Below are 24,484 nucleotides of genomic sequence, written 5' to 3' on the forward strand. Positions count from 1 at the left end.
TAGCGCTCGTTCTGAGTGTATGTATCTGATGTCGCAGAATTTCGCTTGACGATACAGGGTGTTTGACACGACATCTGTTTCAAGCGGTACAAGACATGCGTTGCCATCAGATGGAGAGGACCGACTAGCGATGGAAAATCTGCTCGGGGAATATCTGCCCATCATCATTTTCATTGGTATTTCGTTGGTGATCGGCCTGGCACTGCTGATTTCTCCCTTTATTCTTGCCTACAAAAATCCCGATCCGGAAAAATTGTCAGCCTATGAGTGCGGATTCAATGCCTTCGACGATGCGCGCATGACGTTTGATGTGCGATTCTATCTTGTGGCAATCTTGTTCATCATCTTTGACCTTGAGGTGGCCTTCCTGTTTCCGTGGGCGGTCGCCTTCGGTGATCTGGGGATGTTCGGTTTTGTGTCGATGATGATCTTTCTGGCTATTCTGACGATCGGCTTCATCTATGAATGGAAGAAAGGGGCTCTGGAATGGGATTGATCGGAAACAATCAAACGCTGGTAGCAGAGCAGCCGAAGGGTATTCTGGACCCGAAGACCGGCAAACCTGTCGGCGCTGACGATCCTTTCTTCATGCAGGTGAATGAGGAATTGTCGGACAAGGGCTTCATCGTTACCGCGACCGATGATCTGATCAACTGGGCGCGTACGGGATCGCTGATGTGGATGACCTTCGGTCTGGCCTGTTGCGCGGTCGAGATGATCCAGATGTCGATGCCGCGCTATGATTGCGAACGCTTCGGCTTTGCGCCGCGCGGTTCGCCCCGCCAGTCCGACGTGATGATTGTCGCCGGAACGCTGACCAACAAAATGGCTCCGGCCTTGCGCAAGGTTTATGACCAGATGCCCGAGCCGCGCTATGTGATCTCGATGGGGTCCTGTGCCAATGGCGGCGGTTACTATCACTATTCTTACTCAGTTGTGCGCGGTTGTGACCGGGTTGTTCCGGTCGATATTTATGTTCCCGGCTGTCCCCCAACGGCCGAGGCGTTGCTTTATGGCGTGATGCTGCTGCAGAAAAAGATCCGCCGCACCGGCTCAATCGAACGTTAGCAGTTTGAGTCACTCGACGATGGTTCACTCGCCGTTTGCTGTCGGGTGGGCTAAAGATATTCAAGGACCATGGGTCATCTGGCCCGAGACAGGATCGTGCATTATGGACGAGGCATTGCGAGATCTGGGCGACTATGTCGCTTTTTCTCTGGAAGGGAAGGTTGTTGACTGGGCGGTTGCCTTTGGCGAACTGACCGTGACCGTTCAGCGGCCGGACATTCTCGAAGTGTTGCGGTTCCTGCGCGATGATCCTCGGCTCCAGTTTGCCTGCTTCATTGACGTGACTGCGGTTGACTATCCGGGCCGGGCGGAACGGTTTGAGGTGGTCTATCATCTGCTCAGTCCAAAACAGAATAGCCGCATTCGGGTCAAGGTGAATGCATCGGAGAGTGATCATGTCGATTCGGCCTGTAGGGTCTATCCAGGGGCCAACTGGTTCGAGCGTGAAGCCTATGACATGTATGGCATTCTGTTTGTTGGCCACCCGGACCTGCGACGACTGTTGACCGACTATGGCTTCGACGGCCATCCGCTGCGCAAGGACTTCCCGCTCACGGGTTATTATGAAGTGCGCTACGACGATGAGAAGAAACGGGTCATCTACGAGCCAGTGAAGCTGGCACAGGAATTCCGCAATTTTGATTTTCTCAGCCCATGGGAAGGCGTTGACTATGCGCTGCCGGGCGATGAAAAGGCCAAGGGCTAGGTGAGGCTGAGAGGGATCGAGACAGATGGCTGAAGCAAAAGTCAGAAATTTCAATATCAATTTCGGCCCGCAGCATCCGGCGGCCCATGGTGTGCTGCGGATGATTCTGGAGCTGGATGGAGAGATCGTTGAGCGGGTTGACCCGCATATTGGTCTTTTGCATCGTGGCACTGAAAAGTTGATCGAGCACAAGATTTACAGTCAGGCGACACCCTATTTCGACCGGCTTGACTATGTTGCGCCGATGAATCAGGAGCATGCCTTCTGCTTGGCGGTTGAACGGTTGCTGGGGCTGGAAATTCCACGCCGTGCGTCGCTCATCCGGGTGCTTTATTCCGAGATTGGCCGCATTCTCAACCACTTGCTGAACATCACCACGCAGGCACTGGATGTCGGGGCGTTGACGCCGCCGCTCTGGGGCTTTGAAGAGCGTGAAAAGCTGATGATCTTCTATGAACGGGCCTCCGGGGCGCGGCTGCATGCCAACTATTTCCGGGTCGGTGGTGTCCATCAGGATCTGCCAACGGATCTGATTGATGATATCGAGGCTTGGTGCGATCCGTTTTTGAAGGTGGTTGATGACATTGACGCCTTGTTGACCGACAACCGGATTTTCAAGCAGCGCAATGCCGACATTGGCATCGTCGCGCTTGATGATGCCTGGGCATGGGGCTTTTCCGGTTGCATGGTGCGCTCGTGCGGTGTGCCGTGGGATTTGCGCAAGAGCCAGCCTTATGAATGCTATGACGAAATGGAATTTGATATTCCGGTCGGCAAGAATGGTGACAATTACGACCGCTATCTGATGCGGATGGAAGAGATGCGCCAGTCGGTCGGCATCATGCGCCAGTGCATCGACAAACTGCGTCGTCCAGACGGGCAGGGGCCGGTTATGGCGGAAAATGACAAGATCGTGCCGCCGCGCCGGGACGAGATGAAGCGCTCGATGGAAGCGCTGATCAATCATTTCAAGCTGCATACCGAAGGGTTCCACGTGCCGGCGGGTGAAGTTTATGCCGCCGTGGAGGCACCAAAGGGTGAGTTTGGTGTCTATCTCGTCGCCGATGGCAGCAACAAGCCTTACAAATGCAAGATTCGTGCGCCGGGTTATGCGCATTTGTCGGCGATGGATTTCCTGTCGCGCGGCTATCAGCTGGCGGATGTCTCGGCCATTCTCGGTTCTCTCGACATCGTGTTCGGGGAAATTGATCGCTAAGAGTTTTTGCGGGGCCGCCATGATGGTCCCAGAATGATGTGAACTGGATCAACGCGCTCTGGGCGCCGCGATCAAACAAAGAATAGGAACGGCAGACATGTCCGTCCGTCGCCTGCATAGCGAACAGCCTGCCTCTTTCGATTTCTCCGCGGAGAATCTCGAATGGGCGCAGCGTGTGATCAAACGATATCCCGAGGGCCGTCAGGCTTCCGCTGTGATCCCGATTCTGATGCGGGCACAGGAACAGGAAGGCTGGATCAGCAAACCGGCGATCGAATATGTCGCCGACATGCTGTCGATGCCCTATATCCGCGTGCTGGAAGTTGCGACTTTCTACACCCAGTTCCAGTTGCAGCCGGTTGGTGCCAAGGCCCATATTCAGGTCTGCGGTACGACGCCTTGCATGTTGCGTGGAGCGGAAGATCTGATCCGGGTTTGCAAGAACAAGATTGCCAACAAGCCCTTCACCCTGTCCGAGGATGGCAATTTCTCGTGGGAAGAGGTGGAATGCGCTGGCACATGTGTCAACGCACCGATGATCCAGATTTTCAAGGACACTTATGAAGATCTGACGCCGGAAATTCTGGAAGATCTCATTGCCAAAATTGACGCCGGCAAAGAGATTAAACCGGGTTCTCAGCAGGAAGGGCGGATCGGTTCGGCACCTGCGGAAGGGCCTGTGACACTGACCGACCCTGCGCTCTATGATGGTTCGGTGGTGAAATATGGTCTGGGTGCGGGCATTCCGGAAGAGTCTGCCGAGGAAAGCCAGCCTGCCGACCAGTTGCCCGTCGAAAAAGCCGTACCCAAGGAGACAGATGCCAAGGCGGCAGCCTCCGAGGCAAAGCCGGGAGTGGCGATCGACAAGCAAGCCCACAAGACAGATGGCGACGCACCGGCCCTGCTCGAGGCACCTGCCGATGGCGTGGCTGACAATCTGAAGGAAATCAGCGGCATCGGGCCGAAAATTGAAGCCAAACTGAATGGCCTCGGGGTCTATCATTTTTCGCAGATCGCTGCCTGGACGGATGAGAATTGCGCCTTTGTTGATGCGCAACTGTCTTTCCGTGGCCGGATTGCGCGGGAAAACTGGATCGAACAGGCCAAGACCCTGGCAGCCGGTGGCGAAACAGATTTTTCCAAGCGGGTCGAAGCAGGCGAAGTTGACTCCAGCAAGAGCAAGGGAGACAGCTGATGGTCGCAATGCTCCAGGATAAAGATCGCATTTTCACCAACATCTACGGCATCCATGACTGGGGGCTGGATGGGGCGCTGAAGCGCGGGCAGTGGGATGGCACCAAAGGCTTGCTGGAAAAGGGCCGTGACTGGATCATCGAGGAGATGAAGGCGTCCGGTCTGCGCGGCCGGGGCGGTGCTGGCTTCCCGACGGGGCTGAAATGGTCCTTCATGCCACCCAAACAGGAAGGGCGTCCGCATTATCTGGTGGTCAATGCGGATGAATCCGAGCCGGGCACCTGCAAGGACCGTGAAATTCTGCGTCACGATCCGCATCATCTGGTGGAAGGCTGTCTGATTGCCGGGTTCGCCGTGCAGGCTGATGCCGCTTACATTTATGTGCGTGGCGAGTTCATTCGTGAACGGGAGCGGCTGCAAGCCGCAATCGATCAGGCCTATGATCGCAAGCTGATCGGCAAGAACAACATTCACGGTTATGATTTCGACATCATCGTCCATCATGGGGCCGGGGCTTATATTTGCGGCGAAGAGACGGCGTTGCTTGAGTCGCTTGAAGGCAAGAAAGGCCAGCCGCGCCTGAAGCCGCCATTCCCGGCCAATGTTGGCCTTTATGGCTGCCCGACGACGGTGAATAATGTGGAATCCATCGCCGTTGCGCCGACCATCCTGCGGCGTGGGGCGGCTTGGTTCAAAGGCTTTGGGGCTGAGAATAACCACGGCACCAAGCTGTTCTGTGTGTCTGGCCATGTCAACCAGCCCGCGACCTTTGAGGAAGCCATGTCAGTGCCGTTCAAGGAATTGATCGACAAGCATTGCGGCGGGATTCGCGGTGGCTGGGACAATCTGTTGGCTGTTATTCCGGGTGGCTCTTCGGTGCCGTGCGTACCTGCCAAGCAGATTGTTGATTGCCCGATGGATTTTGACAGTCTCAAGGGCCTTGGTTCTGGCCTTGGCACGGCGGCGGTGATTGTGATGGACAAGTCAACCGACATCATCAAGGCGATTGCCCGGCTGTCTTATTTCTACAAACATGAAAGCTGCGGCCAATGCACCCCATGCCGCGAAGGCACGGGCTGGATGTGGCGCGTGATGGAACGCATGGTGCGGGGCGAAGCGTCGAAAAAGGAAATTGACATGCTGTTCGAGGTCTCCAAACAGGTGGAAGGGCACACAATCTGTGCGCTCGGCGATGCTGCAGCCTGGCCGGTCCAGGGCCTGATCCGCCATTTCCGCCCGGTGATCGAGGAACGCATTGATCAATATACGGCCAATCCGAAGCCGGATGAGGCTCCGCAGGTGGCGGCAGAGTGAGGATGCTATGAAGCTTTTTGAGGAGAAAGAAAAGATCGACGCAACAGACTGCGATCTGTCTAACTCGAGCTTCAACAATGTGAAATTGACAGGGTGCACATTTGACAATGTAAACCTGATGGGGACCAGCTACAGAGGCGTGAATATGTCGAGCTGTTCCTTCGAAGAAGTGAATATGTCTGGTTGGTCGGTCAAGAAGGCAAACCTGTCCGGGGTGGTCGTGGATCACGCCAATCTCAGCGGTGTCGCCCTGACACATTGCAATCTTTCGGGGATGACCATCGATGGGATCGACGTAATGGCGCTGTTGGCCGCTTACAGGGCGCAGACTGAGGACCGCAAGGGAAGTTGACTATGGCAAAGCTGGTTGTTGACGGCAACGAAATCGAGGTGCCCGGCGAATATACCCTTCTGCAGGCCGCAGAAGAGGCCGGGGCGGAGATTCCGCGTTTTTGCTTCCATGAGCGTCTGTCCGTGGCGGGCAACTGCCGCATGTGCCTTGTCGAGGTCAAGGGCGGGCCACCAAAGCCGGCTGCCTCTTGTGCGATGCGCGTGGGCGATTTGCGTCCGGGTCGCGATGGAGAACCGCCGGAAATCTTCACCAAGTCGCCGATGGTGAAAAAGGCCCGCGAAGGGGTGATGGAGTTCCTGTTGATCAACCATCCGCTCGATTGTCCGATTTGCGATCAGGCAGGGGAATGCGATCTGCAGGACCAAGCCATGGCTTATGGCAAGGGCGGTTCGCGTTATGGCGAAAGCAAGCGGGCGGTCGAGAATAAGTATATTGGGCCTTTGGTCAAAACCGTGATGACCCGCTGCATTCACTGCACCCGCTGTGTGCGTTTCACCACCGAGGTGGCGGGCATTCAGGAACTGGGTTTGGTGGGGCGTGGCGAAGATGCCGAAATCACCACTTATCTTGAAGCGGCATTGTCATCGGAGTTGCAGGGCAATGTGATCGATCTCTGCCCGGTCGGGGCACTGACCTCACGCCCCTATGCCTTTACGGCGCGGCCATGGGAGCTGTCCAAGACCGAAACCATCGACGCGATGGATGCCGTTGGCTCGAATATCCGGGTGGATACACGCGGCATTGAGGTGATGCGGATCCAGCCGCGCAACAATGATGCGGTCAATGAGGAATGGATTTCTGATAAATCCCGCTTCATTTGGGACGGGCTGAAAAGCCAGCGTCTGGATCGGCCCTATGTCCGCAAGGATGGCAAGCTGACCCCGGTTGCGTGGGACGAAGCCTTCAGGTGCGTGGCTGACAAGCTCAATGGTCTGTCTGGTGACCGGATTGGTGCGATTGCCGGGAGCATGGCGAGCGTCGAGGAAATGTTCGCGCTCAAAATGCTGATGGCCTCGCTGGGCTCGGGCAATCTCGATGCCCGGCAGGATGGCTCGGTGCTGACGTCGGCGATGGGCCGGGCTGCCTATCAGTTCAATGCGACGATTGAGGGCATCGAAGACGCCGATGCGATCCTGATTGTTGGCTCCAATCCGCGCATGGAAGCTGCCGTTCTCAATGCCCGCATTCGCAAGGCGTGGCTGGCGGGTGGCGTGCGGATCGGCGTGATCGGTGAGCAGACCGACCTTAAATATGACTATGACTATTTGGGCGCAGGCTCGGATACGCTGGCAAGCCTTGCTGGTGGTGATGGGGCTTTCTTTGACATTCTAAACAAGGCCGAGCGGCCGCTGATCCTGATCGGGCAGGGCGCGATCAACCATGAGGATGGCCTTGCGGTTCTAGGACAGGCAGCGAAGCTGGCGGTGGCTTGTGGCGCGGCAGGTGCTGAGTGGAATGGCTTCTCGGTGCTGCATACCGATGCCAGTGCCGTCGGGGCCTTTGAAGTCGGCTTCGTGCCGCAGGATGGGGGCAAGGATATTGCTGCCATGCAGAATGGGGGCGTTGAGGTGCTGATCCTGATGGGCGCGGACGAGTTGGCCTTTGATGCCTTTGACGATGCCTTCAAGATCTATATTGGCAGCCACGGCGATGCCGGGGCGCATCATGCGGATGTGATCCTGCCCGGGGCAAGCTATACCGAAAAATCCGGCCTGTTCATCAATACCGAAGGCCGGGTGCAGATGGCCTATCGGGCCAATTTTGCGCCGGGGGATGCCAAGGAAGACTGGGCGATCCTGCGGGCGCTGTCTGCGGTGCTTGGCAAGACATTGCCATTTGATAGCCTGCAACAATTGCGCGGCAAACTGTACGAGGCGCATCCGGATCTTGCCAATGTCGATGAATGTCTTGTTGGCGATGTCGCCGACGTCGAGGCGCTGGCCAAGCTTGCCAAACCCGTCAAGGGGCAGGCGATGGTTTCGCCGATTGCCGATTATTATCTGACCAATCCGATTGCTCGCGCCTCCGCCACCATGGCCGAGTGCAGCGCATTGGCCAAGGAACGCGCGGCAGACGCCGCAGAGTAAAGGGACTGACGAATGGATGGATTTGTCACAAACTGGCTAATTCCCGGCGCGATTATCATAGGGCAATCTTTGCTTTTGCTTGTCGCCCTGTTGGTGATCATTGCCTATGTCCTTTATGCCGACCGCAAGGTCTGGGCAGCGGTGCAGATGCGGCGCGGGCCAAATGTCGTCGGGCCTTGGGGTCTGTTGCAATCCTTTGCCGATTTGCTGAAGTTCGTCTTGAAGGAACCGGTGATCCCATCTGGCTCGAACAAAGTGATCTTCCTGCTCGGGCCGTTGATGACGGTGACGGTGGCCTTGGCCGCATGGGCTGTGGTGCCTGTGGCTGAAGGCTGGGCGATTGCCGATATCAATGTCGGGGTGTTGTATATTCTCGCCATTTCCTCGCTCGGTGTCTATGGCATCATCATGGGGGGCTGGGCGTCGAACTCGAAATATCCGTTTCTGTCTGCCTTGCGTTCGGCGGCGCAGATGGTGTCCTACGAGGTCTCCATCGGCTTTGTCATCATCACTGTTTTGCTTTGCGTCGGTTCGCTCAATCTGACTGACATCGTGCTGGCCCAGAAAGACGGCATGGCAACATGGCTCGGCATGCCATCGCTCAGTTTCCTTAACTGGTACTGGCTGCCGCTTTTCCCGATGTTCATTGTGTTTTTCATCTCGGCTTTGGCCGAAACCAACCGGCCTCCCTTTGATCTGCCAGAAGCAGAATCGGAGCTGGTTGCGGGCTTCATGGTCGAATATGGCTCGACCCCTTACATGATGTATATGCTCGGCGAATATGTGGCGATTGCGCTGATGTGTTCGATGACCGTCATCCTGTTTATGGGGGGCTGGTTGCCGCCGTTTGATTTTGCGCCCTTTACCTGGGTGCCGGGGGTGGTCTGGTTCTTTTTGAAGGCCAGTGCCGTGTTTTTCATGTTTGCCATGACCAAGGCCTTTGTGCCGCGTTACCGCTATGACCAGTTGATGCGCCTTGGCTGGAAGGTGTTTCTGCCTTTGTCGCTGTTTTATGTGGTGCTGGTGGCCGGTGTGCTGCAGTTCATGGGCTGGGCTCCGTAAGCGAGGCGAAGAGACGATATGTTTGAATTGTCACTGCCCGGCATGATCGGGGCCTTGATTGGTGGTGTGATCGGTTGGGCCGATTTCAAGATGATCGGCGGTCTGATCGGGGCAAAATGGATGAAGATGCGTTCGGAGAAGGGCTTGGCCAATCATCCGGACACGAAGAAATACGGGGACTGGATTCAGTTCGGCATCTGGTGTGGCACCCAGTTGCTGTTCCCGGTGATCGGTTATTGGGCCGGATTGTCATTGGCTGGATAAGCCGCTTGGAGAGAAACATGGTGATGACGCCTTTCATTGCTGGCAGTTTGGGCGCCCTGATCGGGCTGCTGACGGCTGTGCTCGCCAATCTTCTGGTGTTGCCGGCGGTTCTGCGGGCGCAGGACGACGGCTTTATCATGGGACGGCGCACCACACTGGACGCCAAAAAACAGGCTCAGGTGGCCGACTTTACGCGCTTCATGTATCGCATTCCGATGCCGGTCTTGTTCACTCTTGTCGGCTTTGTCGCTGGCCAACGGTTCTTTGGAGGATAGTATGGCACTTGCTCAAGCTGCAAAATCGCTGATGTTGAAGGAGTTTGTTTCTGCCTTCTTCCTCTCGATGCGCTATTTCTTTGCGCCCAAGGCGACGATCAATTACCCGTTTGAGAAGGGGCCGGTCAGCCCCCGGTTTCGCGGGGAGCATGCACTCAGACGCTATCCCAACGGGGAAGAACGTTGCATTGCCTGCAAACTGTGCGAGGCGATCTGTCCGGCGCAGGCCATTACGATTGAAGCTGGCCCTCGGCGCAATGACGGCACCCGCCGCACCACCCGCTATGACCTCGACATGACCAAATGCATCTATTGTGGTCTGTGTCAGGAGGCCTGTCCGGTGGAGGCGATTGTCGAGGGGCCGAATTTCGAATTTGCCACGGAGACCCGCGAGGAACTGTTCTACAACAAGGAAAGACTGCTGGAGAATGGCGAACGCTGGGAGCTGGAACTGGCTCGCAATATTGCAATGGACGCGCCTTATCGCTGATGGGCGGGGCAAGGAATAACGGAAGGGAAGCCCAAGACCGGGCTTCAGAGCGAAAGACATGATTCTTCAGAGCTTTTTCTTCTATCTCTTTTCGGCGGTCCTGCTCGGGTCCGGGCTGATGGTGATCGGGGCGCGCAATCCGGTTCATTCGGTGCTGTTCCTGATCCTTGCCTTCTTCAATGCCGCTGCTCTGTTCGTGCTGCTGGGGGCAGAATTTTTGGCGATGTTGCTGATTGTGGTCTATGTCGGCGCGGTGGCGGTTCTGTTCCTGTTCATCGTGATGATGCTGGATATCGACTTTGTCGAGCTGCGGGCGGGATTCCTGAGCTATATGCCGATTGGCCTGATGGTTGGTTTGGTGTTGCTGGCCGAGCTGATCATTGCCATTGGCGGCTGGGCGATCAGCCCCGACGTGGTGGCCAATCTGGGTGAACCGATCCCTGATCTGGCCGAGATGTCGAACATCGAAGCGATCGGATCGCTGCTTTATACCAAGTATGTCTATTACTTCCTGAGCGCGGCGATGATCCTGTTGGTCGCCATGATCGGGGCCATCGTGTTGACGCTGCATCATCGCAAGGATGTTCAGCGTCAGGATATTACGCGTCAGGTGGCGCGGACGATCGAGAATTCGATTGAAATCAAGAAAGTGGAATCGGGCAAAGGCATATAGCCTACCGGTTCCCTTGTCTGTGGGCCTGCAAGGGCATGAGAAGAAGGGACTGCCAGAAAGATGGAAATCGGACTGAGCCATTATCTGACTGTAGCAGCGATCCTGTTCGTGATCGGGATGTTCGGCATCTTCATCAATCGCAAGAATGTCATCGTCATCCTGATGTCGATTGAGTTGATCCTGCTGTCAGTGAATATCAATTTGGTCGCCTTCTCCTCTTATCTGGGCGATCTGGTGGGGCAGATTTTTGGTCTGCTGATCCTGACTGTCGCCGCGGCCGAGGCCGCTATCGGGTTGGCCATTTTGGTCGTGTTCTATCGCAATCGCGGCTCCATCGCGGTTGAAGACATCAACATGATGAAGGGCTGAGAGTATCATGTATTCGGCCATCGTCTTTTTACCGCTTCTGGGCTTCTTGATCGCCGGTCTGTTCGGTCGGTCTTTGGGCCACAAGGCATCGGAATATATCACCAGCGCGCTGGTGGTGATTGCCGCTCTGTTGTCATGGATTGCTTTCTTCTCGGTCGGGTTTGGCCATGATGAAACGCGGATCGTTTCCATCTTCACATGGATCCAGTCTGGTGCGTTGACCATTGACTGGTCGATCCGGGTGGACACCCTGACGGTCGTCATGCTGGTGGTGGTCAACACGGTCTCCTCGCTGGTTCATGTCTATTCCATCGGCTATATGCACGAGGACCCGCATCGCGCGCGCTTCTTTGCCTATCTGTCGCTGTTCACTTTTGCGATGCTGTCGCTGGTCACCGCTGACAATCTGTTGCAGATGTTCTTTGGCTGGGAAGGGGTAGGCGTTGCCTCCTATTTGCTGATCGGCTTTTGGTATCAGAAACCGTCAGCCAATGCGGCGGCAATGAAGGCCTTCATTGTCAACCGGGTCGGGGATTTCGGCTTTGCTCTAGGGATTTGCGGCGTTTATGTGCTGTTCGATACGATCAGCTTCAGCGAGATTTTCACCAATGCAGAGGGCATCAAGGGACAGACGATCCATTTCCTCGGGCAGGATTGGGATGCACTGACGACTGTTTGTCTTCTGTTGTTCATGGGTGCCATGGGCAAGTCGGCGCAGTTCCTGCTGCATACCTGGTTGCCTGATGCGATGGAAGGTCCAACGCCGGTATCGGCCTTGATCCATGCGGCGACGATGGTCACAGCGGGTGTCTTCATGGTGGCGCGTCTGTCGCCTCTGTTCGAGCTGGCGCCAACGGCGCTGGAAGTGGTCACCTTCATTGGCGCGACCACCGCCTTCTTTGCTGCCACCGTTGGCTTGGTTCAAAATGACATCAAGCGAGTGATTGCCTATTCGACTTGTTCGCAGCTTGGCTACATGTTTGTGGCGCTGGGTATCGGGGCCTATGGGGCGGCGGTGTTCCACCTCTTCACCCATGCTTTCTTCAAGGCACTGTTGTTCCTTGGGGCCGGCTCGGTCATTCATGCGGTGTCCAATGAGCAGGATATGCGCAAGATGGGCGGGCTCGCCAAGCATATCAAACTGACCTACTGGTTGATGCTGATCGGCACTTTGGCGCTGACCGGTGTTGGCATTCCGGGTACCTTGATCGGCTTTGCCGGGTTCAATTCCAAGGATGCGATCATCGAATCCGCCTTTGCCGCCAACAATGCCTTTAGTGATTATGCCTTTGGCTTGACGGTGATTGCCGCCTTGTTCACCAGCTTCTATAGCTGGCGTCTGGTCTTCATGACCTTCCATGGCCGTGAGCGGATGAGCCCGGACGTCAAGGCCCATATCCATGAAAGCCCGAAAGTGATGATTGTGCCTTTGATGGTGCTGGCCATCGGTGCGGTTTTTGCGGGCATGGTCTTTGCTGGCGACTTCTATGGGCATCATTATGATGATTTCTGGAAAGGGGCGTTGTTTGTCTCGGCCGAGAATGATTTGGTGCATGCGTTCCACAATGTTCCATGGGCCGTGAAACTGGCGCCGTTTGTCATGATGCTGCTTGGCTTGGTGACAGCTTACCTTTTCTATATCCGCTCACCGCAGATCCCGAAGAAACTCGCCGAACGGCACCACATTCTCTATCGTTTCCTGCTCAACAAATGGTACTTCGACGAGCTTTATGACCTTTTGTTCGTGCGGTCTGCCAAGTGGATTGGTCGTGTGTTGTGGAAGGGGGGCGATGAACGGATCATTGACCATTATGGACCCAATGGCATTGCGGCCCGTGTGCTGGATGTCACCCAGCGGGTGGTCAAATTGCAATCTGGTTATCTCTATCACTATGCCTTTGCCATGATGATCGGCGCGGCGCTTCTGGTAACTTACGTCATGCTGAGCGGGGGGGCGCACTAATGAACAACTGGCCGTTGCTGTCGACCGTCGTTTTCCTGCCGCTTGTCGGTGCGCTGATGATCCTGCTGGTGCGCGGGGATGATGCCATTGCCCGCCGCAACATCAACAATGTGGCGCTCTGGACGACGATTGTTACCTTCCTGATCTCGCTGTTGATCTGGAACCAGTTCGACCCGGAAAATCCAGGCTTCCAGATGCAGGAGCGCGCCGATTGGCTGAGTGCCACCATCGCCTATCGCATGGGGGTGGATGGCATTTCGATGCTGTTTGTCATTTTGACCACTGCCTTGATGCCTGCTGCGATTTTTGCCAGCCGCAATTCGGTGACCAAGCGCCTGAAGGAATATATGATTGCCTTCCTGGTGCTGGAAACCATGATGATCGGCGTCTTCTGTGCGCTTGATCTGGTGCTGTTCTATCTGTTCTTCGAGGCCGGTCTCATTCCGATGTTCATCATCATCGGTGTCTGGGGCGGCAAAAACCGGGTCTATGCCAGCTTCAAGTTCTTCCTTTATACGCTGATCGGGTCGGTCCTGATGCTGCTGGCGATCATGGCGATGTATTGGGATGCGGGCACGACCGATATTGTCCAGCTGTTGGCGCATAGTTTCTCGCCCGAGATGCAATTCTGGCTATGGGTGGCTTTCTTTGCGTCCTTTGCGGTGAAAATGCCGATGTGGCCGGTTCACACCTGGTTGCCGGACGCCCATGTGCAAGCCCCGACCGCCGGTTCGGTCATACTGGCCGGAATCCTGTTGAAGATGGGTGGCTATGGCTTCCTGCGCTTCTCGTTGCCCATGTTCCCGCTGGCGTCTGATTACTTTGCGCCAATGGTGTTTGCCCTTTCGGCGGTGGCGATCATCTATACCTCGCTGGTGGCCTTGGCGCAGGAGGATATCAAGAAGCTGATTGCCTATTCCTCCGTTGCCCATATGGGTTATGTGACGATGGGCCTGTTCACCATGACCTCGCAGGGGGTACAGGGCGGCATCTTCCAGATGCTGTCGCACGGCATTGTCTCGGGCGCCTTGTTCCTGTGTGTCGGGGTGGTTTATGACCGGATGCATACCCGCGAGATTTCTGCCTATGGCGGGCTGGTCAACCGGATGCCGGTCTTTGCGACCCTGTTCATGATTTTCACTATGGCCAATGTTGGCCTGCCGGGCACGTCTGGCTTTGTCGGCGAGTTTCTGACCATCCTTGGTGTGTTTCAGACCAATACATGGTTCGCCTTCTTCGCCACGACCGGGGTGATCCTGTCGGCGGCCTATGCGCTGTGGCTCTATCGCCGGGTGGTGTTTGGCAAGCTTGAGAAAGAAAGCCTCAAAGGCATTCTCGACATGGACCGACGCGAGAAGATCATTCTGGTGCCGTTGGCCTTCCTGACTGTTCTGTTCGGTATCTATCCGGCGCCCATTCAGGATGTCACGGCTGCGGCGGTGGAAAATCTGATCAACAATTATCAGGCGGCTCTGGCTGCTGCGGACAAGGTTGCCATGCTGGCCCAATAGGGCCGCGGCGACCACTGAAAGAAGTGAGTGAAACATGACCCCTGAGTTGGCTGCGCTTCCCGACCTGATGCCGGTTTTGCCGGAAATCCTGCTCGCGGTGGGATCTATGGTGTTGTTGATGATTGGCGCCTTTGGTGGCTCAAGAAACAGTCAGGTGGTGACAGGACTGGCAGTGGCGTTGTTGATCCTAGCCGGGGTGCTGCTGCTGATCGGACCGGAAGCCAAGGTTGAAACCTTCAATGGTGCCTTCATTCTTGATCCCTTCGCCCGGTTGATGAAGCTGTTGGTGCTGCTGTCTTCCGGGGTGGCGCTGGCGATGACGGTTGGCTATGCGCGGGCGGAAAAGTTCGACATCATCGAGTATCCGGTGCTGATCCTGCTTTCGACCCTTGGCATGCTGATGATGCTGTCTGCCAACGACATGATCGCGGTTTATCTTGGGTTGGAGTTGCAGTCGCTGGCACTTTATGTGGTGGCTGCCATCAAACGCGACAGCGCCAAGGCGACGGAAGCGGGCCTGAAATATTTCGTTCTCGGAGCTCTGTCTTCGGGCATGCTGCTCTATGGGATGAGCCTGATCTATGGCTTTACCGGCCACACATCCTTTGCTGGCATTTCCGAAGCCCTGCATGTCGACGAGCCGGGGCTGGGTGTGGTGTTCGGGTTGGTCTTTATTCTCGCAGGCCTGACATTCAAGATCTCCGCTGTGCCGTTCCATATGTGGACGCCGGATGTCTATGAAGGGGCGCCGACGCCGGTCACCGCCTTTTTGGCTGCCGCGCCGAAAGTGGCGGCGATGGGGCTGATCGTCCGGTTTGTCTTCGGGGCGTTCGAGTTGATCGACATGCAATGGCAGCAGGTGATTGTCTTCATTTCGATTCTGTCGATGGTATTGGGTGCCTTTGCTGCAATCGGGCAGAAGAATATCAAGCGGCTGATGGCCTATAGCTCGATTGGCCATATGGGCTATGCGCTTGTTGGTCTGGCGGCAGGCAATGCGGCGGGTATCGAGGGGCTGATCATTTATCTCATCACCTATATCGCCATGACGCTGGGGGCTTTTGCTGCCATCCTTTCGATGCGACGCAAGGATGGCATGGTGCAGAGCATTGATGATTTGGCGGGGCTGTCCAAGACGGACTTGCCAATGGCCTTCCTGATTGGCGTGATCATGTTTTCGCTCGCCGGAGTGCCTTGGATGGGCGGTTTCTTTGGCAAGTTCTTTGTGTTCCTCGCCGCCATTGAGGCCGGTCTCTATCCGCTGGCTGTGATTGGCGTATTGGCGTCGGTCGTCGGGGCCTATTATTATCTGCGGATCGTCAAGATCATGTTTTTCGATGATCCCGCACCCAGCTTTGAAGCAAGCCCGGTGGAGTTGAGAACCGTGCTGATCCTCAGTGGTGCGTTTATTTTTACCATGGTGCTTTATATCGGCCCGATCCGGGTGATGGCTGAGGAAGCTGCGAAGAGCTTTTTCTGATCCCAAAGGCGGAACAAAGGCAATTTTTTGATACAGACACCGATTGTTGTGTTAAGACTTTGCTGCCCGGGGGCTTCCTCGGGCGGTGTCATTTGGGCGGCTTGCAAGCGCTGATCGGACCGTTGCCGAACATCACTTGCGCGGGTTGGAATCAACCTGCCATCTGCCTGATGATCACATACTCGAATTTCCCCTGCTGTCGGTCTTCCGCGTTGGCGCGAGGAACCTGACATCAGCGCATCGATGAGTGAGTTTCCCTCGTGTCCAACATTCCTGCTGCCTATCGTCATCTGTCATTCAAAAGCATCGACTCAACCAACCGCTATGCCCTTGACGCGGCCAGAGATGGCAGGGCAGGCAATTTGTGGGTAACGGCTGGTGAGCAGACTGCGGGACGCGGACGGCGCGGGCGGCATTGGAGTTCGGAGCAGGGCAACCTGTCTGCCAGCCTTCTGCTGATTGATCCTGCCCCGATGAAGGCCATCGGGCAATTGCCTTTGGTGGCGGCGACCGCTGTGCATCGCGCGATCAGTGGCATGCTATCGCCGGTTCAGAGGGCCGAGCTGACGATCAAATGGCCCAATGATGTGCTTTGGGGCGATCAGAAGATCTGTGGTATTTTGCTGGAAACCACCACCTTGCTGAATGGCGCTCAGGCGGTGGTGATTGGCATTGGCATCAACTGCCGCAATCATCCCGAAACAACCGAAGGGTTGGCTGCTGCGGATTTGCTGCAATATGGCTATGATATTGCTCCGGAGCAGGTGTTTGAACGTCTCGCCCATCATCTGGATGAGCGGCTTTCGGTGTGGGATGGTGGGGATGGCATGGCAGAGATTCGCGATGACTGGCTGCTACGCGCCCGCGGCGTTGGCCAGCCGGTGGTGGCGCGCCTGCCCGATGAAGATGTGCATGGCACATTTGAACAACTCGATGAACAGGGCGCCCTGATCATGCGCCTGCCGGACGGCACACAGCGGATCATTTATGCGGGCGACGTGTATTGGCCGGGTGCCATTCGATAAGATCGTTCGAAAGGGATTGAGAGAGATTGATGAGTAAGTCGGAACTGGTCTTCATGCCGCTGGGCGGCGTTGGCGAAATCGGTATGAATATGGCGCTTTATGGCGTCGGGCCAGAGGGAGACAAGAGATGGCTGATCGTCGATTTCGGTGTGGCCTTCGCCCATGAGGCTCATCCCGGTGCTGATCTGATTTTTGCCGACATGCGGTTTCTCGAGCAAGAGCGGGACCGGATCGACGGACTGGTGATCACCCATGGTCATGAGGATCATTTTGGCGCGTTGTTTTCCCTTTGGGAACGGCTGGATGTGCCGGTCTATGCAACGGGCTTTCTGGCGGATCTGGTGGAAGCCAAGGGGGAGCATGAACATGATGCGCCCGATATTCCGGTCATACGCGTGGAGCAGGGGGCACGGGTGCAGATCGGCGCGTTCAATGTGGAGTTTATTCCCGTTTCGCATTCGATCCCCGAAGCCAATGCGCTGGCCATTCGCACCGAGCATGGCTTGGTTCTGCATAGTGGTGACTGGAAGCTTGATGACCGACCCGGCGTCGGCAAGAGCACCGACATTGCCCGCTTCATCGAACTTGGCAAGGAGGGCGTGCTGGCACTGATTTGCGATTCGACCAATGCGCTGAGCGAAGGCTCGTCGATTTCCGAGCAGGATGTTGAAGAAGAACTGACCCATTTGATCGGCCAGGCCAAACACCGAGTCGCGGTGACGACCTTTGCCTCCAACGTCTCGCGGGTGCAGGCCATCGCGCGGGCGGCACGGGCCAATGACCGGCAATGTGTCGTGGTTGGACGGGCCCTGTGGCGTTTCATCGAGGTGGCGCAGGAGCAGGGCTATCTTGAGGATGTGCCCGAATTCCTGTCCGAGCAGGATTATGGTTATCTGCCGCGCGACAAGGTGGTCGCCATTCTGACCGGATCGCAAGGGGAAAAACGCGCGGCTCTGGCCCGGATTGCCGGTGGTGAGCATCCATCGGTGCAGTTCTCAAAGGGCGATCAGGTGATCATGTCGTCAAAGGCCATTCCGGGCAATGAGCGCGAGATCAATGAAGTGATCAACAATCTGGCGCGGCAGGACGTGACCATCATCACGGAGCGCGATGCGCGGGTGCATGTCTCAGGCCATCCGAAGCGGGATGACTTGCGCAAGATGTATGAATGGACGCAGCCATCAATCGCCGTGCCCGTGCATGGGGAAGAGATGCATCTGAAAGCCCATGCCGGTTTGGCGCGCGCTATGGGCGTCAAGGAAGTGCTGCATGTGCGCAATGGCTGGATGGCCCGTCTGGCTGGCGGAATGGTCAAGAGTTGGGACGAGTATTTGGGCGGTCGGCTCTACAAGGACGGATCGCTGGTCGGTACTTTTGAGGAAATGGGCATTCAGGAGCGACGCAAGCTCTCCTTTGTCGGCCACATTGCTGTGGCGCTGACGGTCAGCACAAAGGGAGAGATTCTGGGTCGTCCACAAATGGCTTTGGCAGGTATCCCCGACCGCAACAAAAAGAATCGTCTTTTTATCGAAATTGTTGAAGCTGGCATCTATGGTGCCATTAAAGGTATGCCGGCCAAAAAACGTAAAGATATCGAGGTGTTACGTGAAGCGGTGCGACGTTCTGTCCGTTCTGAAGTTCATCAACACTGGGCTAAAAAGCCAACTGTTGCGGTGATGATCAACTTGGTATGACGTGTGTACATTTTCTTTAGGCTCTGCTGGCCTCCCTTTGAAGGAACTCCTTCACCGCAGGGCAATCGATAGAAAGGATAGAAGGAAATGATTGGTCGTCTTAATCACGTTGCTATCGCTGTTCCAGATATGGACGCTGCTGTTGCTACCTATGCCAACACCCTGGGTGCCAAAGTTTCTCCTGCTCAGGACGAACCAACCCACGGCGTGCGCGTTGTTTTCGTTGAACTGCCTAACACCAAAGTTGAGCTGCTCGAGCCACTTGGTGAAAATAGCCCAATCCTGAAATTCCTTGAGAAAAACCCTATGGGCGGCATCCATCATGTATGCTACGAAGTAGACGATATCATCGCTGCTCGTGACAAACTGAAAGCTGACGGCGCTCGCGTTATCGGCGACGGTGAGCCAAAAATCGGCGCACACGGCAAGCCAGTAATCTTCCTGCATCCAAAAGACTTCTGCGGTACCCTGACCGAGCTGGAGCAGGTTTAATCCTTTCAGGAACGGGACCGACTGAATGAGTTTGATCAGTGGCCTTGCAATCTACTTCATCATCTGGTGGGTTACATTGTTTCTCGTATTACCCTTCGGGGTAAGGACTCAGGCGGAATTGAGCGAGAGACGGCTTGGCACGACAGCCAGCGCTCCTGCCAGAGCCATGATGTGGCGCAAGGTTATGGTCACCACGATTGTGGCCTGTCTACTGTTCGGATTGTTCTACTGGGCCGTTGAGGTTCAGGGCTTGGGTCTTGATGACCTGACATTCCTGCCAATGCCAGATAGCTTACGCTAGGCAGAGGCTAGGTTCAGTTCCAGTGAAGAGGGCTCGTTGTCTTCAGACAGCGAGCCCTCTTCTTTTTGGGTGCGCTTTTCCTTAACCGCGTGGCCAGTTGGCCCGTGGCCTAGGTCCGCTCACCTGAAAACAGTGCCGAGTGTCATATATTTGTTAATGTCGGTCTATATTGGTCGGACCGATGAGGACAGGCTGGAGGAAAAGCTGGTCTGGATAAAAACCGCTCTATCAGGGTTTTGCTGGTTGCGGACTTCAGAAACGCGCGCATAAAAAAAGCAAGGCCAAAGGCCTTGCTTCTGTAAGTATCGCGACGTGATCTCTTTGCTCGACTTGCTTTTTGGTTGCTAGTTGAGAGCGGCAGCAGCCCTAGAGCGCGCCAGAGATCATTTATCCTCCCAAGACATTTTCCGCGCGAGATGAGATAACTGTGGTGAGCATATCTCTTATATTTATGAAAGGCAGACTAGTCCCTACAGAGCCTTTTGTCATCACTCTTTTTTGACTCTTGCGTAGTTTTTCGCAATTTCGTGAATCACTGTGGTTTACGATCAGCAGATGCAGCGGTTTTTCGATGCGACTGAGGCTATTTTGCGTGCGTGAAGTAAGGGATTTCCTTGATGTGGCCGCTAATTCTGTGCAAAAAGCAGGGACCGAATGGCTGTTCATGCAGTTTGCTGTCGAACCGCCACGAGTCGTCTGTAAAAACGGCTGAAACAGATTAAGCTGCGCAGATCATCCGCGTCTTTGGTTGATGCGACTTGCGCCCACCATGTTCGTCCCTTTTTCAAAAGAATGAGCCCAGCATCATGCGTCTTTCCCGCTATTTTCTTCCAATCCTGAAAGAGACCCCAAAAGAAGCCGAAATCGTCTCACACCGCTACATGTTGCGGGCAGGGATGATTCGCCAGCAACAGGCCGGGATCTACAGCTGGTTGCCACTGGGCTTGCGTGTGCTGCGCAAGGTGGAACAGATCGTGCGTGAGGAACAGGATCGCTCTGGTGCGATCGAATTGCTGATGCCGACCATGCAGCCAGCCGAGCTGTGGAAGGAAAGCGGGCGCTATGACGATTATGGCAAGGAAATGCTGCGCATCGTTGACCGGCATGAACGCGACATGCTGTTCGGCCCGACCAACGAGGAAATGATCACCGACATTTTCCGCTCCTATGTGAAGTCCTACAAGGATCTGCCGCTCAACCTGTATCACATCCAGTGGAAATTCCGCGACGAGATCCGCCCACGCTTCGGTGTGATGCGCGGGCGCGAGTTCCTGATGAAAGATGCCTATAGCTTCGACACCGATGAGGAGCGGGCGCGTGAGGCCTATCACCGGATGTTCGTGGCTTACCTGCGTACCTTCAAGCGTCTTGGCATGACGGCCATCCCGATGAAAGCCGATACAGGTCCGATCGGCGGCGATCTGAGCCATGAGTTCATCATTCTGGCGGATACTGGCGAGAGCGAGGTTTTCTGTCATCGCGATTATCTGACCAAGGCAGTGCCCGGCGATGACCTCGACTTTGATGCCGATCTGTCCGGTATCGTTGCCGACTGGACCAGCGAATATGCCGCGACCGAGGAAATGCATGATGAAGCCGCCTTCAACGCGGTGCCTGAAGCTGACCGCATTGCGGCGCGCGGCATCGAGGTCGGTCACATCTTCTATTTCGGCACCAAATATTCCGATGCGATGAATGCCAAGGTCATGGCGGCCGATGGCAAGGAATATCCGGTTCATATGGGCTCCTACGGCGTTGGTGTTTCCCGTCTGTTGGGCGGCATCATCGAGGCCAGCCATGACGAGAATGGCATCATTTGGCCCAAGTCGGTTGCTCCATTCGATATTGGCCTGATTAATATGAAGGCTGGCAACGAAGATACGGATGCTGTTTGTGAGCAGCTCTATGAGCGCCTTGGAAATGCCGGAATCGATGTTCTCTATGATGACCGCACTGGTCAGGCTGGTGCGAAATTTGCCACGATGGATCTGATCGGTCTGCCGACCCAGGTGATTGTCGGTCCGCGTGGCCTGAAGTCGAATGAAGTGGAAGTCAAGGACCGCGCTACTGGCGAGCGGGAAATGGTTTCTGTTGATGCTGTTGTTGAGCGCATCATTGCGGAGCGGGCCTCCTGATCCCTCATCGGATTATGGGAATGACCAAAACACCATCTGTCGGTGCTTTGGTCTCTTCCTGTACACTGATGTCATCAGGAATCGATTTGCTTGATTCGACATGTCTGCTTGTTGGGCTGCCCAACGCACCTGAGCGTGGGCGGCTCCGTCTGGAGAATTGAATGTCTGCGTCCGAGACCAAAGCGCCATTCGCCTCATTTGAATGGATGATGGCGTTCCGATATCTGCGATCCCGCAGGCGAGAAACCTTCATCTCCATCATTTCATGGCTATCCTTCTGCGGCATCATGCTTGGCGTTGCGACGCTGATCATCGTGATGGCGGTGATGAATGGCTTTCGGACGGAGTTGCTCGACAAGATCCTCGGGATTAATGGCCATCTGGTCATCCAGCCGCAAGACAGTCCGCTGACCGACTATGACACCATCGCCAAGCGGGTCGAAGGGGTCGATGGCGTGCGCTATGTCGTGCCGTTCGTCGAAGGTCAGATTCTGGCTTCCGGTCCGGGTGGGGCCGTTGGGGCACTGGTGCGCGGGATGAGCGGGGAAAGTGTTTCCAAGCTGAAGCTGGTGTCCAGCAACGTCTTGCAAGGCAGCTTTGAGGGCTTTGATGATGGCGAAGGCATCGCACTTGGGTCTCGAATTGCCCGCTTGCTGGGGGTGGTGCTTGGGGATAGTGTGACACTGATTTCACCCAAAGGCGCTGTGACGCCGATGGGGGTCGCGCCACGGATCAAGTCCTACAAGGTCAAGGCTGTGTTCGAAATCGGTATGAGTGAGTATGATAGCAGCTTCATTTTCATGCCGCTTGCTGCAGCTCAAGCCTATTTCAATCAGGATCAAAAAGTCTCGGCCATCGAGGTCTATGTCGATGATCCGGATGCTGTTGGTCAGATGCGGCCCATGGTTGAGGAAGCCGTCGACCGGCAGATTTACATCACCGATTGGCGTTTCCGCAATGTCACCTTCTTTTCGGCTTTGGAAGTCGAGCGCAATCTGATGTTCATCATTCTGACGCTGATCATTCTGGTGGCTGCGCTGAATATCATTTCCGGTCTTATCATGCTGGTGAAGGACAAGGGCAGCGACATCGCGATTTTGCGCACCATGGGGGCAACGCGCGCCTCAATCATGCGGATTTTCATGATGACCGGGGCTGCTATTGGCTTTGTCGGGACGGTTGCCGGCTTTATTCTGGGGCTGCTTGTCTGTCTCAACATCGAAAGCATCCGGCAGTTCGTCTCCTGGATCACGCGGACCGAGCTTTTCTCGCCCGAGCTCTATTTTCTGTCGAAATTGCCAGCGGATATGGATGTGACCGAGACTGTGTCCGTCGTTCTCATTGCGTTGGTACTGTCCTTCCTTGCAACCCTTTATCCTGCATGGCGTGCTTCGACGCTCGATCCGGTGGAGGCGCTGCGCTATGAATAGAAAGAGCTTTTTCTGGCCTGTCCTGTCCGAGGAAGAAGAACGCCGCAAGAAGGAGCAGGAGCGTGGCGGTCAGCCTGTTATGCCGTCTGGGCCATCCGGACAAACTGCGTCCGTTCCCGCAGATCCATCTCCGGCGCCAACCGAGCCTGCCTTGACACCGCGTGAAGAGATGAGCCCCAGCGATCATGTGGACGAACAGGCAGCGAAGCAGGCACCCGCCGAAACGCCCTATCCGTCGGGCTTGCCCGTGATGCCCTCTGTCGCAACAGCCGACGATCAGCAACAGCAGCCAGCAGAGCTTGCTCCGAACCCTTATGACCTCCAGTATGAGCCAGATATGCTTGACACCCAACCTGTTGACCCCGACATTCTGCTGGCGCTGGTTGATGTGCATCGCTCCTATGAGCAGGCCGACAAACATCTGGTGGTGTTGGATGGAGCGGATCTACAGGTGCGTGCCGGTGAAATGGTCGCGCTTGTGGCACCCTCCGGGGCAGGGAAATCGACCCTGTTGCATATAGCGGGTCTGCTTGAGCGGCCTACATCGGGGGAAGTTTTTATCGCCGGAGAACCACAAGGTCAGGCGGTTGATCGGGCACGGACCCTGATGCGCCGCAATGAAATCGGGTTTGTCTATCAGTTCCATCATTTGCTGGCAGAGTTTTCAGCGCTTGAGAATGTGACTTTGCCGCAGCTTATTCGTGGTGAAAAGCCGTCAGAAGCCAAGGCAAAGGCGCTGGAGTTGCTCTCCTATATGAAGGTCGATCATCGGGCCCAGCATCGTCCGGCCGAGTTGTCTGGCGGTGAGCAGCAGCGTGTTGCCATTGCCCGCGCCATGGCCAATGCGCCACGGGTCCTTTTGGCGGATGAACCGACAGGTAACCTCGATCCCAACACGTCAGAATATGTCTTCAAGGCGTTGAACTCTCTGGTTAAGCAGTCGGGGATTGCTGCGTTGGTCGCGACCCATAACCTGTTTCTTGCTGAACGGATGGATCGTCAGATCACGATTGTCGACGGAAAAATCGTCGAGCTTTGAGCCGGTCCCTGTCACGGGCAACGGGTTGTCATTTCTTTTACTTCCACTTTTCGTTGCGGGGCATCTTGTCCGGCAGCTCGCCTGTGCACGACTGGTGGACAGATGGGGACAAGTCAGCAGAATGCGAGACTTTCCTTGTGGGGGTTGTGGATAGTGTTGGGACAGGCTGTGGGCAAAATGTCTTTATGCACAAATTCACAAACCCGGCTCCACATTTCCGCAAAACATGATCCGGGGCCTTTCAAAAAAATTACATAGGATGTGAATAAAAGTAGAACAAATTTGACTAAATATATGATATCTATAGATAATAATTTGAATTTCTTGAAAGTGAAATTTTCTTG

The 24,484-nt window shown here is 55.6% G+C and carries 24 protein-coding genes; all 24 read left to right on the forward strand.

The annotated features are described in order from the left end of the window. The first annotated feature begins 130 nt into the window (after positions 1–130). The 24 genes from FDK21_RS04975 to FDK21_RS05090 all read left to right on the forward strand — a co-directional run bounded on the left by FDK21_RS04975 (position 131) and on the right by FDK21_RS05090 (position 24,140). Positions 131–496: an NADH-quinone oxidoreductase subunit A gene (locus tag FDK21_RS04975; protein ID WP_114008900.1), complete on the forward strand. Its 366-nt coding sequence runs from the start codon at positions 131–133 to the stop codon at positions 494–496. Continuing rightward, on the forward strand, positions 487–1,068 hold the full coding sequence (locus FDK21_RS04980; RefSeq protein WP_171021946.1) for an NADH-quinone oxidoreductase subunit B: 582 nt from the start codon (positions 487–489) through the stop codon (positions 1,066–1,068). The genes FDK21_RS04975 and FDK21_RS04980 overlap by 10 nt, the downstream gene beginning before the upstream one ends. A gap of 103 nt (positions 1,069–1,171) precedes the next feature. Next, positions 1,172–1,774 carry an NADH-quinone oxidoreductase subunit C gene (locus tag FDK21_RS04985; RefSeq protein WP_138147683.1) on the forward strand — a complete coding sequence of 201 codons (603 nt, stop codon included), beginning with the start codon at positions 1,172–1,174 and terminating at the stop codon, positions 1,772–1,774. A gap of 25 nt (positions 1,775–1,799) precedes the next feature. Further along, the gene (locus FDK21_RS04990) at positions 1,800–2,990 is read left to right on the forward strand and encodes an NADH-quinone oxidoreductase subunit D (protein WP_138147684.1); all 1,191 of its coding nucleotides are present in this window, start codon (positions 1,800–1,802) and stop codon (positions 2,988–2,990) included. A gap of 97 nt (positions 2,991–3,087) precedes the next feature. Next, the gene (nuoE, locus tag FDK21_RS04995; RefSeq protein ID WP_138147685.1) at positions 3,088–4,185 is read left to right on the forward strand and encodes an NADH-quinone oxidoreductase subunit NuoE; all 1,098 of its coding nucleotides are present in this window, start codon (positions 3,088–3,090) and stop codon (positions 4,183–4,185) included. 8 nt (positions 4,186–4,193) lie between these two features. Beyond that, positions 4,194–5,498: an NADH-quinone oxidoreductase subunit NuoF gene (nuoF, locus tag FDK21_RS05000; RefSeq protein ID WP_138147953.1), complete on the forward strand. Its 1,305-nt coding sequence runs from the start codon at positions 4,194–4,196 to the stop codon at positions 5,496–5,498. A 7-nt stretch (positions 5,499–5,505) separates the two neighbouring features. Next, a complete protein-coding gene (locus FDK21_RS05005; protein ID WP_138147686.1) occupies positions 5,506–5,850 on the forward strand; it encodes a pentapeptide repeat-containing protein in 345 nt (114 codons plus the stop codon). Positions 5,851–5,852: 2 nt separating this feature from the next. Next, on the forward strand, positions 5,853–7,937 hold the full coding sequence (gene nuoG, locus FDK21_RS05010) for an NADH-quinone oxidoreductase subunit NuoG (RefSeq protein ID WP_138147687.1): 2,085 nt from the start codon (positions 5,853–5,855) through the stop codon (positions 7,935–7,937). Between the two features lie 12 nt (positions 7,938–7,949). After that, positions 7,950–8,999 carry an NADH-quinone oxidoreductase subunit NuoH gene (gene nuoH, locus FDK21_RS05015; protein WP_138147688.1) on the forward strand — a complete coding sequence of 350 codons (1,050 nt, stop codon included), beginning with the start codon at positions 7,950–7,952 and terminating at the stop codon, positions 8,997–8,999. Positions 9,000–9,017: 18 nt separating this feature from the next. Continuing rightward, on the forward strand, positions 9,018–9,263 hold the full coding sequence (locus tag FDK21_RS05020; protein WP_114008889.1) for a hypothetical protein: 246 nt from the start codon (positions 9,018–9,020) through the stop codon (positions 9,261–9,263). Positions 9,264–9,280: 17 nt separating this feature from the next. Then, a complete protein-coding gene (locus tag FDK21_RS05025) occupies positions 9,281–9,538 on the forward strand; it encodes a hypothetical protein (protein ID WP_114008887.1) in 258 nt (85 codons plus the stop codon). A 1-nt stretch (position 9,539) separates the two neighbouring features. Beyond that, positions 9,540–10,028 (forward strand): NADH-quinone oxidoreductase subunit NuoI, encoded by a 489-nt coding sequence (nuoI, locus tag FDK21_RS05030; RefSeq protein ID WP_114008886.1) that lies wholly within the window; start codon positions 9,540–9,542, stop codon positions 10,026–10,028. A gap of 58 nt (positions 10,029–10,086) precedes the next feature. Further along, positions 10,087–10,701, forward strand: coding sequence for an NADH-quinone oxidoreductase subunit J (locus FDK21_RS05035; protein WP_114008884.1), 615 nt, complete (start codon positions 10,087–10,089; stop codon positions 10,699–10,701). Between the two features lie 60 nt (positions 10,702–10,761). Continuing rightward, positions 10,762–11,070, forward strand: coding sequence for an NADH-quinone oxidoreductase subunit NuoK (gene nuoK / locus FDK21_RS05040; protein WP_114008883.1), 309 nt, complete (start codon positions 10,762–10,764; stop codon positions 11,068–11,070). A gap of 7 nt (positions 11,071–11,077) precedes the next feature. Then, a complete protein-coding gene (gene nuoL, locus FDK21_RS05045; RefSeq protein WP_210238672.1) occupies positions 11,078–13,033 on the forward strand; it encodes an NADH-quinone oxidoreductase subunit L in 1,956 nt (651 codons plus the stop codon). After that, positions 13,033–14,544 carry an NADH-quinone oxidoreductase subunit M gene (locus FDK21_RS05050; protein WP_114008879.1) on the forward strand — a complete coding sequence of 504 codons (1,512 nt, stop codon included), beginning with the start codon at positions 13,033–13,035 and terminating at the stop codon, positions 14,542–14,544. Before nuoL ends, FDK21_RS05050 begins: the two co-directional genes overlap by 1 nt. Positions 14,545–14,578: 34 nt before the next feature. After that, positions 14,579–16,024, forward strand: a complete 1,446-nt coding sequence (nuoN, locus tag FDK21_RS05055) for an NADH-quinone oxidoreductase subunit NuoN (protein ID WP_114008878.1) — start codon at positions 14,579–14,581, stop codon at positions 16,022–16,024. A gap of 260 nt (positions 16,025–16,284) precedes the next feature. After that, on the forward strand, positions 16,285–17,049 hold the full coding sequence (locus FDK21_RS05060; RefSeq protein ID WP_138147690.1) for a biotin--[acetyl-CoA-carboxylase] ligase: 765 nt from the start codon (positions 16,285–16,287) through the stop codon (positions 17,047–17,049). A 29-nt stretch (positions 17,050–17,078) separates the two neighbouring features. Continuing rightward, entirely contained in the window at positions 17,079–18,743 is a 1,665-nt protein-coding gene (locus FDK21_RS05065; RefSeq protein WP_171021947.1) for a ribonuclease J, read from the forward strand. Between the two features lie 87 nt (positions 18,744–18,830). Then, positions 18,831–19,235, forward strand: coding sequence for a methylmalonyl-CoA epimerase (gene mce / locus FDK21_RS05070; protein WP_114008873.1), 405 nt, complete (start codon positions 18,831–18,833; stop codon positions 19,233–19,235). Positions 19,236–19,260: 25 nt separating this feature from the next. Beyond that, the gene (locus FDK21_RS05075; RefSeq protein WP_114008872.1) at positions 19,261–19,536 is read left to right on the forward strand and encodes a DUF1467 family protein; all 276 of its coding nucleotides are present in this window, start codon (positions 19,261–19,263) and stop codon (positions 19,534–19,536) included. Positions 19,537–20,342: 806 nt separating this feature from the next. Beyond that, positions 20,343–21,671: a proline--tRNA ligase gene (gene proS / locus FDK21_RS05080; RefSeq protein WP_114008870.1), complete on the forward strand. Its 1,329-nt coding sequence runs from the start codon at positions 20,343–20,345 to the stop codon at positions 21,669–21,671. 161 nt (positions 21,672–21,832) lie between these two features. Beyond that, on the forward strand, positions 21,833–23,101 hold the full coding sequence (locus tag FDK21_RS05085) for a lipoprotein-releasing ABC transporter permease subunit (protein WP_138147692.1): 1,269 nt from the start codon (positions 21,833–21,835) through the stop codon (positions 23,099–23,101). Between the two features lie 337 nt (positions 23,102–23,438). Next, entirely contained in the window at positions 23,439–24,140 is a 702-nt protein-coding gene (locus tag FDK21_RS05090; RefSeq protein ID WP_138147954.1) for an ABC transporter ATP-binding protein, read from the forward strand. The last annotated feature ends 344 nt before the right edge of the window (positions 24,141–24,484 follow it).

The organism is Cohaesibacter sp. CAU 1516 (assembly GCF_005771485.1).
GTDB lineage: Bacteria > Pseudomonadota > Alphaproteobacteria > Rhizobiales > Cohaesibacteraceae > Cohaesibacter > Cohaesibacter intestini.

What these genes read in the sequence shown, in the direction of transcription:
- FDK21_RS04975 (WP_114008900.1), top strand. Translation starts at nt 131, where the DNA reads ATGGAAAATCTGCTCGGGGAATATCTGCCCATCATCATTTTCATTGGT.
- FDK21_RS04980 (WP_171021946.1), top strand. Translation starts at nt 487, where the DNA reads ATGGGATTGATCGGAAACAATCAAACGCTGGTAGCAGAGCAGCCGAAG.
- FDK21_RS04985 (WP_138147683.1), top strand. Translation starts at nt 1,172, where the DNA reads ATGGACGAGGCATTGCGAGATCTGGGCGACTATGTCGCTTTTTCTCTG.
- FDK21_RS04990 (WP_138147684.1), top strand. Translation starts at nt 1,800, where the DNA reads ATGGCTGAAGCAAAAGTCAGAAATTTCAATATCAATTTCGGCCCGCAG.
- nuoE (WP_138147685.1), top strand. Translation starts at nt 3,088, where the DNA reads ATGTCCGTCCGTCGCCTGCATAGCGAACAGCCTGCCTCTTTCGATTTC.
- nuoF (WP_138147953.1), top strand. Translation starts at nt 4,194, where the DNA reads ATGCTCCAGGATAAAGATCGCATTTTCACCAACATCTACGGCATCCAT.
- FDK21_RS05005 (WP_138147686.1), top strand. Translation starts at nt 5,506, where the DNA reads ATGAAGCTTTTTGAGGAGAAAGAAAAGATCGACGCAACAGACTGCGAT.
- nuoG (WP_138147687.1), top strand. Translation starts at nt 5,853, where the DNA reads ATGGCAAAGCTGGTTGTTGACGGCAACGAAATCGAGGTGCCCGGCGAA.
- nuoH (WP_138147688.1), top strand. Translation starts at nt 7,950, where the DNA reads ATGGATGGATTTGTCACAAACTGGCTAATTCCCGGCGCGATTATCATA.
- FDK21_RS05020 (WP_114008889.1), top strand. Translation starts at nt 9,018, where the DNA reads ATGTTTGAATTGTCACTGCCCGGCATGATCGGGGCCTTGATTGGTGGT.
- FDK21_RS05025 (WP_114008887.1), top strand. Translation starts at nt 9,281, where the DNA reads ATGGTGATGACGCCTTTCATTGCTGGCAGTTTGGGCGCCCTGATCGGG.
- nuoI (WP_114008886.1), top strand. Translation starts at nt 9,540, where the DNA reads ATGGCACTTGCTCAAGCTGCAAAATCGCTGATGTTGAAGGAGTTTGTT.
- FDK21_RS05035 (WP_114008884.1), top strand. Translation starts at nt 10,087, where the DNA reads ATGATTCTTCAGAGCTTTTTCTTCTATCTCTTTTCGGCGGTCCTGCTC.
- nuoK (WP_114008883.1), top strand. Translation starts at nt 10,762, where the DNA reads ATGGAAATCGGACTGAGCCATTATCTGACTGTAGCAGCGATCCTGTTC.
- nuoL (WP_210238672.1), top strand. Translation starts at nt 11,078, where the DNA reads ATGTATTCGGCCATCGTCTTTTTACCGCTTCTGGGCTTCTTGATCGCC.
- FDK21_RS05050 (WP_114008879.1), top strand. Translation starts at nt 13,033, where the DNA reads ATGAACAACTGGCCGTTGCTGTCGACCGTCGTTTTCCTGCCGCTTGTC.
- nuoN (WP_114008878.1), top strand. Translation starts at nt 14,579, where the DNA reads ATGACCCCTGAGTTGGCTGCGCTTCCCGACCTGATGCCGGTTTTGCCG.
- FDK21_RS05065 (WP_171021947.1), top strand. Translation starts at nt 17,079, where the DNA reads ATGAGTAAGTCGGAACTGGTCTTCATGCCGCTGGGCGGCGTTGGCGAA.
- mce (WP_114008873.1), top strand. Translation starts at nt 18,831, where the DNA reads ATGATTGGTCGTCTTAATCACGTTGCTATCGCTGTTCCAGATATGGAC.
- FDK21_RS05075 (WP_114008872.1), top strand. Translation starts at nt 19,261, where the DNA reads ATGAGTTTGATCAGTGGCCTTGCAATCTACTTCATCATCTGGTGGGTT.
- proS (WP_114008870.1), top strand. Translation starts at nt 20,343, where the DNA reads ATGCGTCTTTCCCGCTATTTTCTTCCAATCCTGAAAGAGACCCCAAAA.
- FDK21_RS05085 (WP_138147692.1), top strand. Translation starts at nt 21,833, where the DNA reads ATGTCTGCGTCCGAGACCAAAGCGCCATTCGCCTCATTTGAATGGATG.
- FDK21_RS05090 (WP_138147954.1), top strand. Translation starts at nt 23,439, where the DNA reads ATGCTTGACACCCAACCTGTTGACCCCGACATTCTGCTGGCGCTGGTT.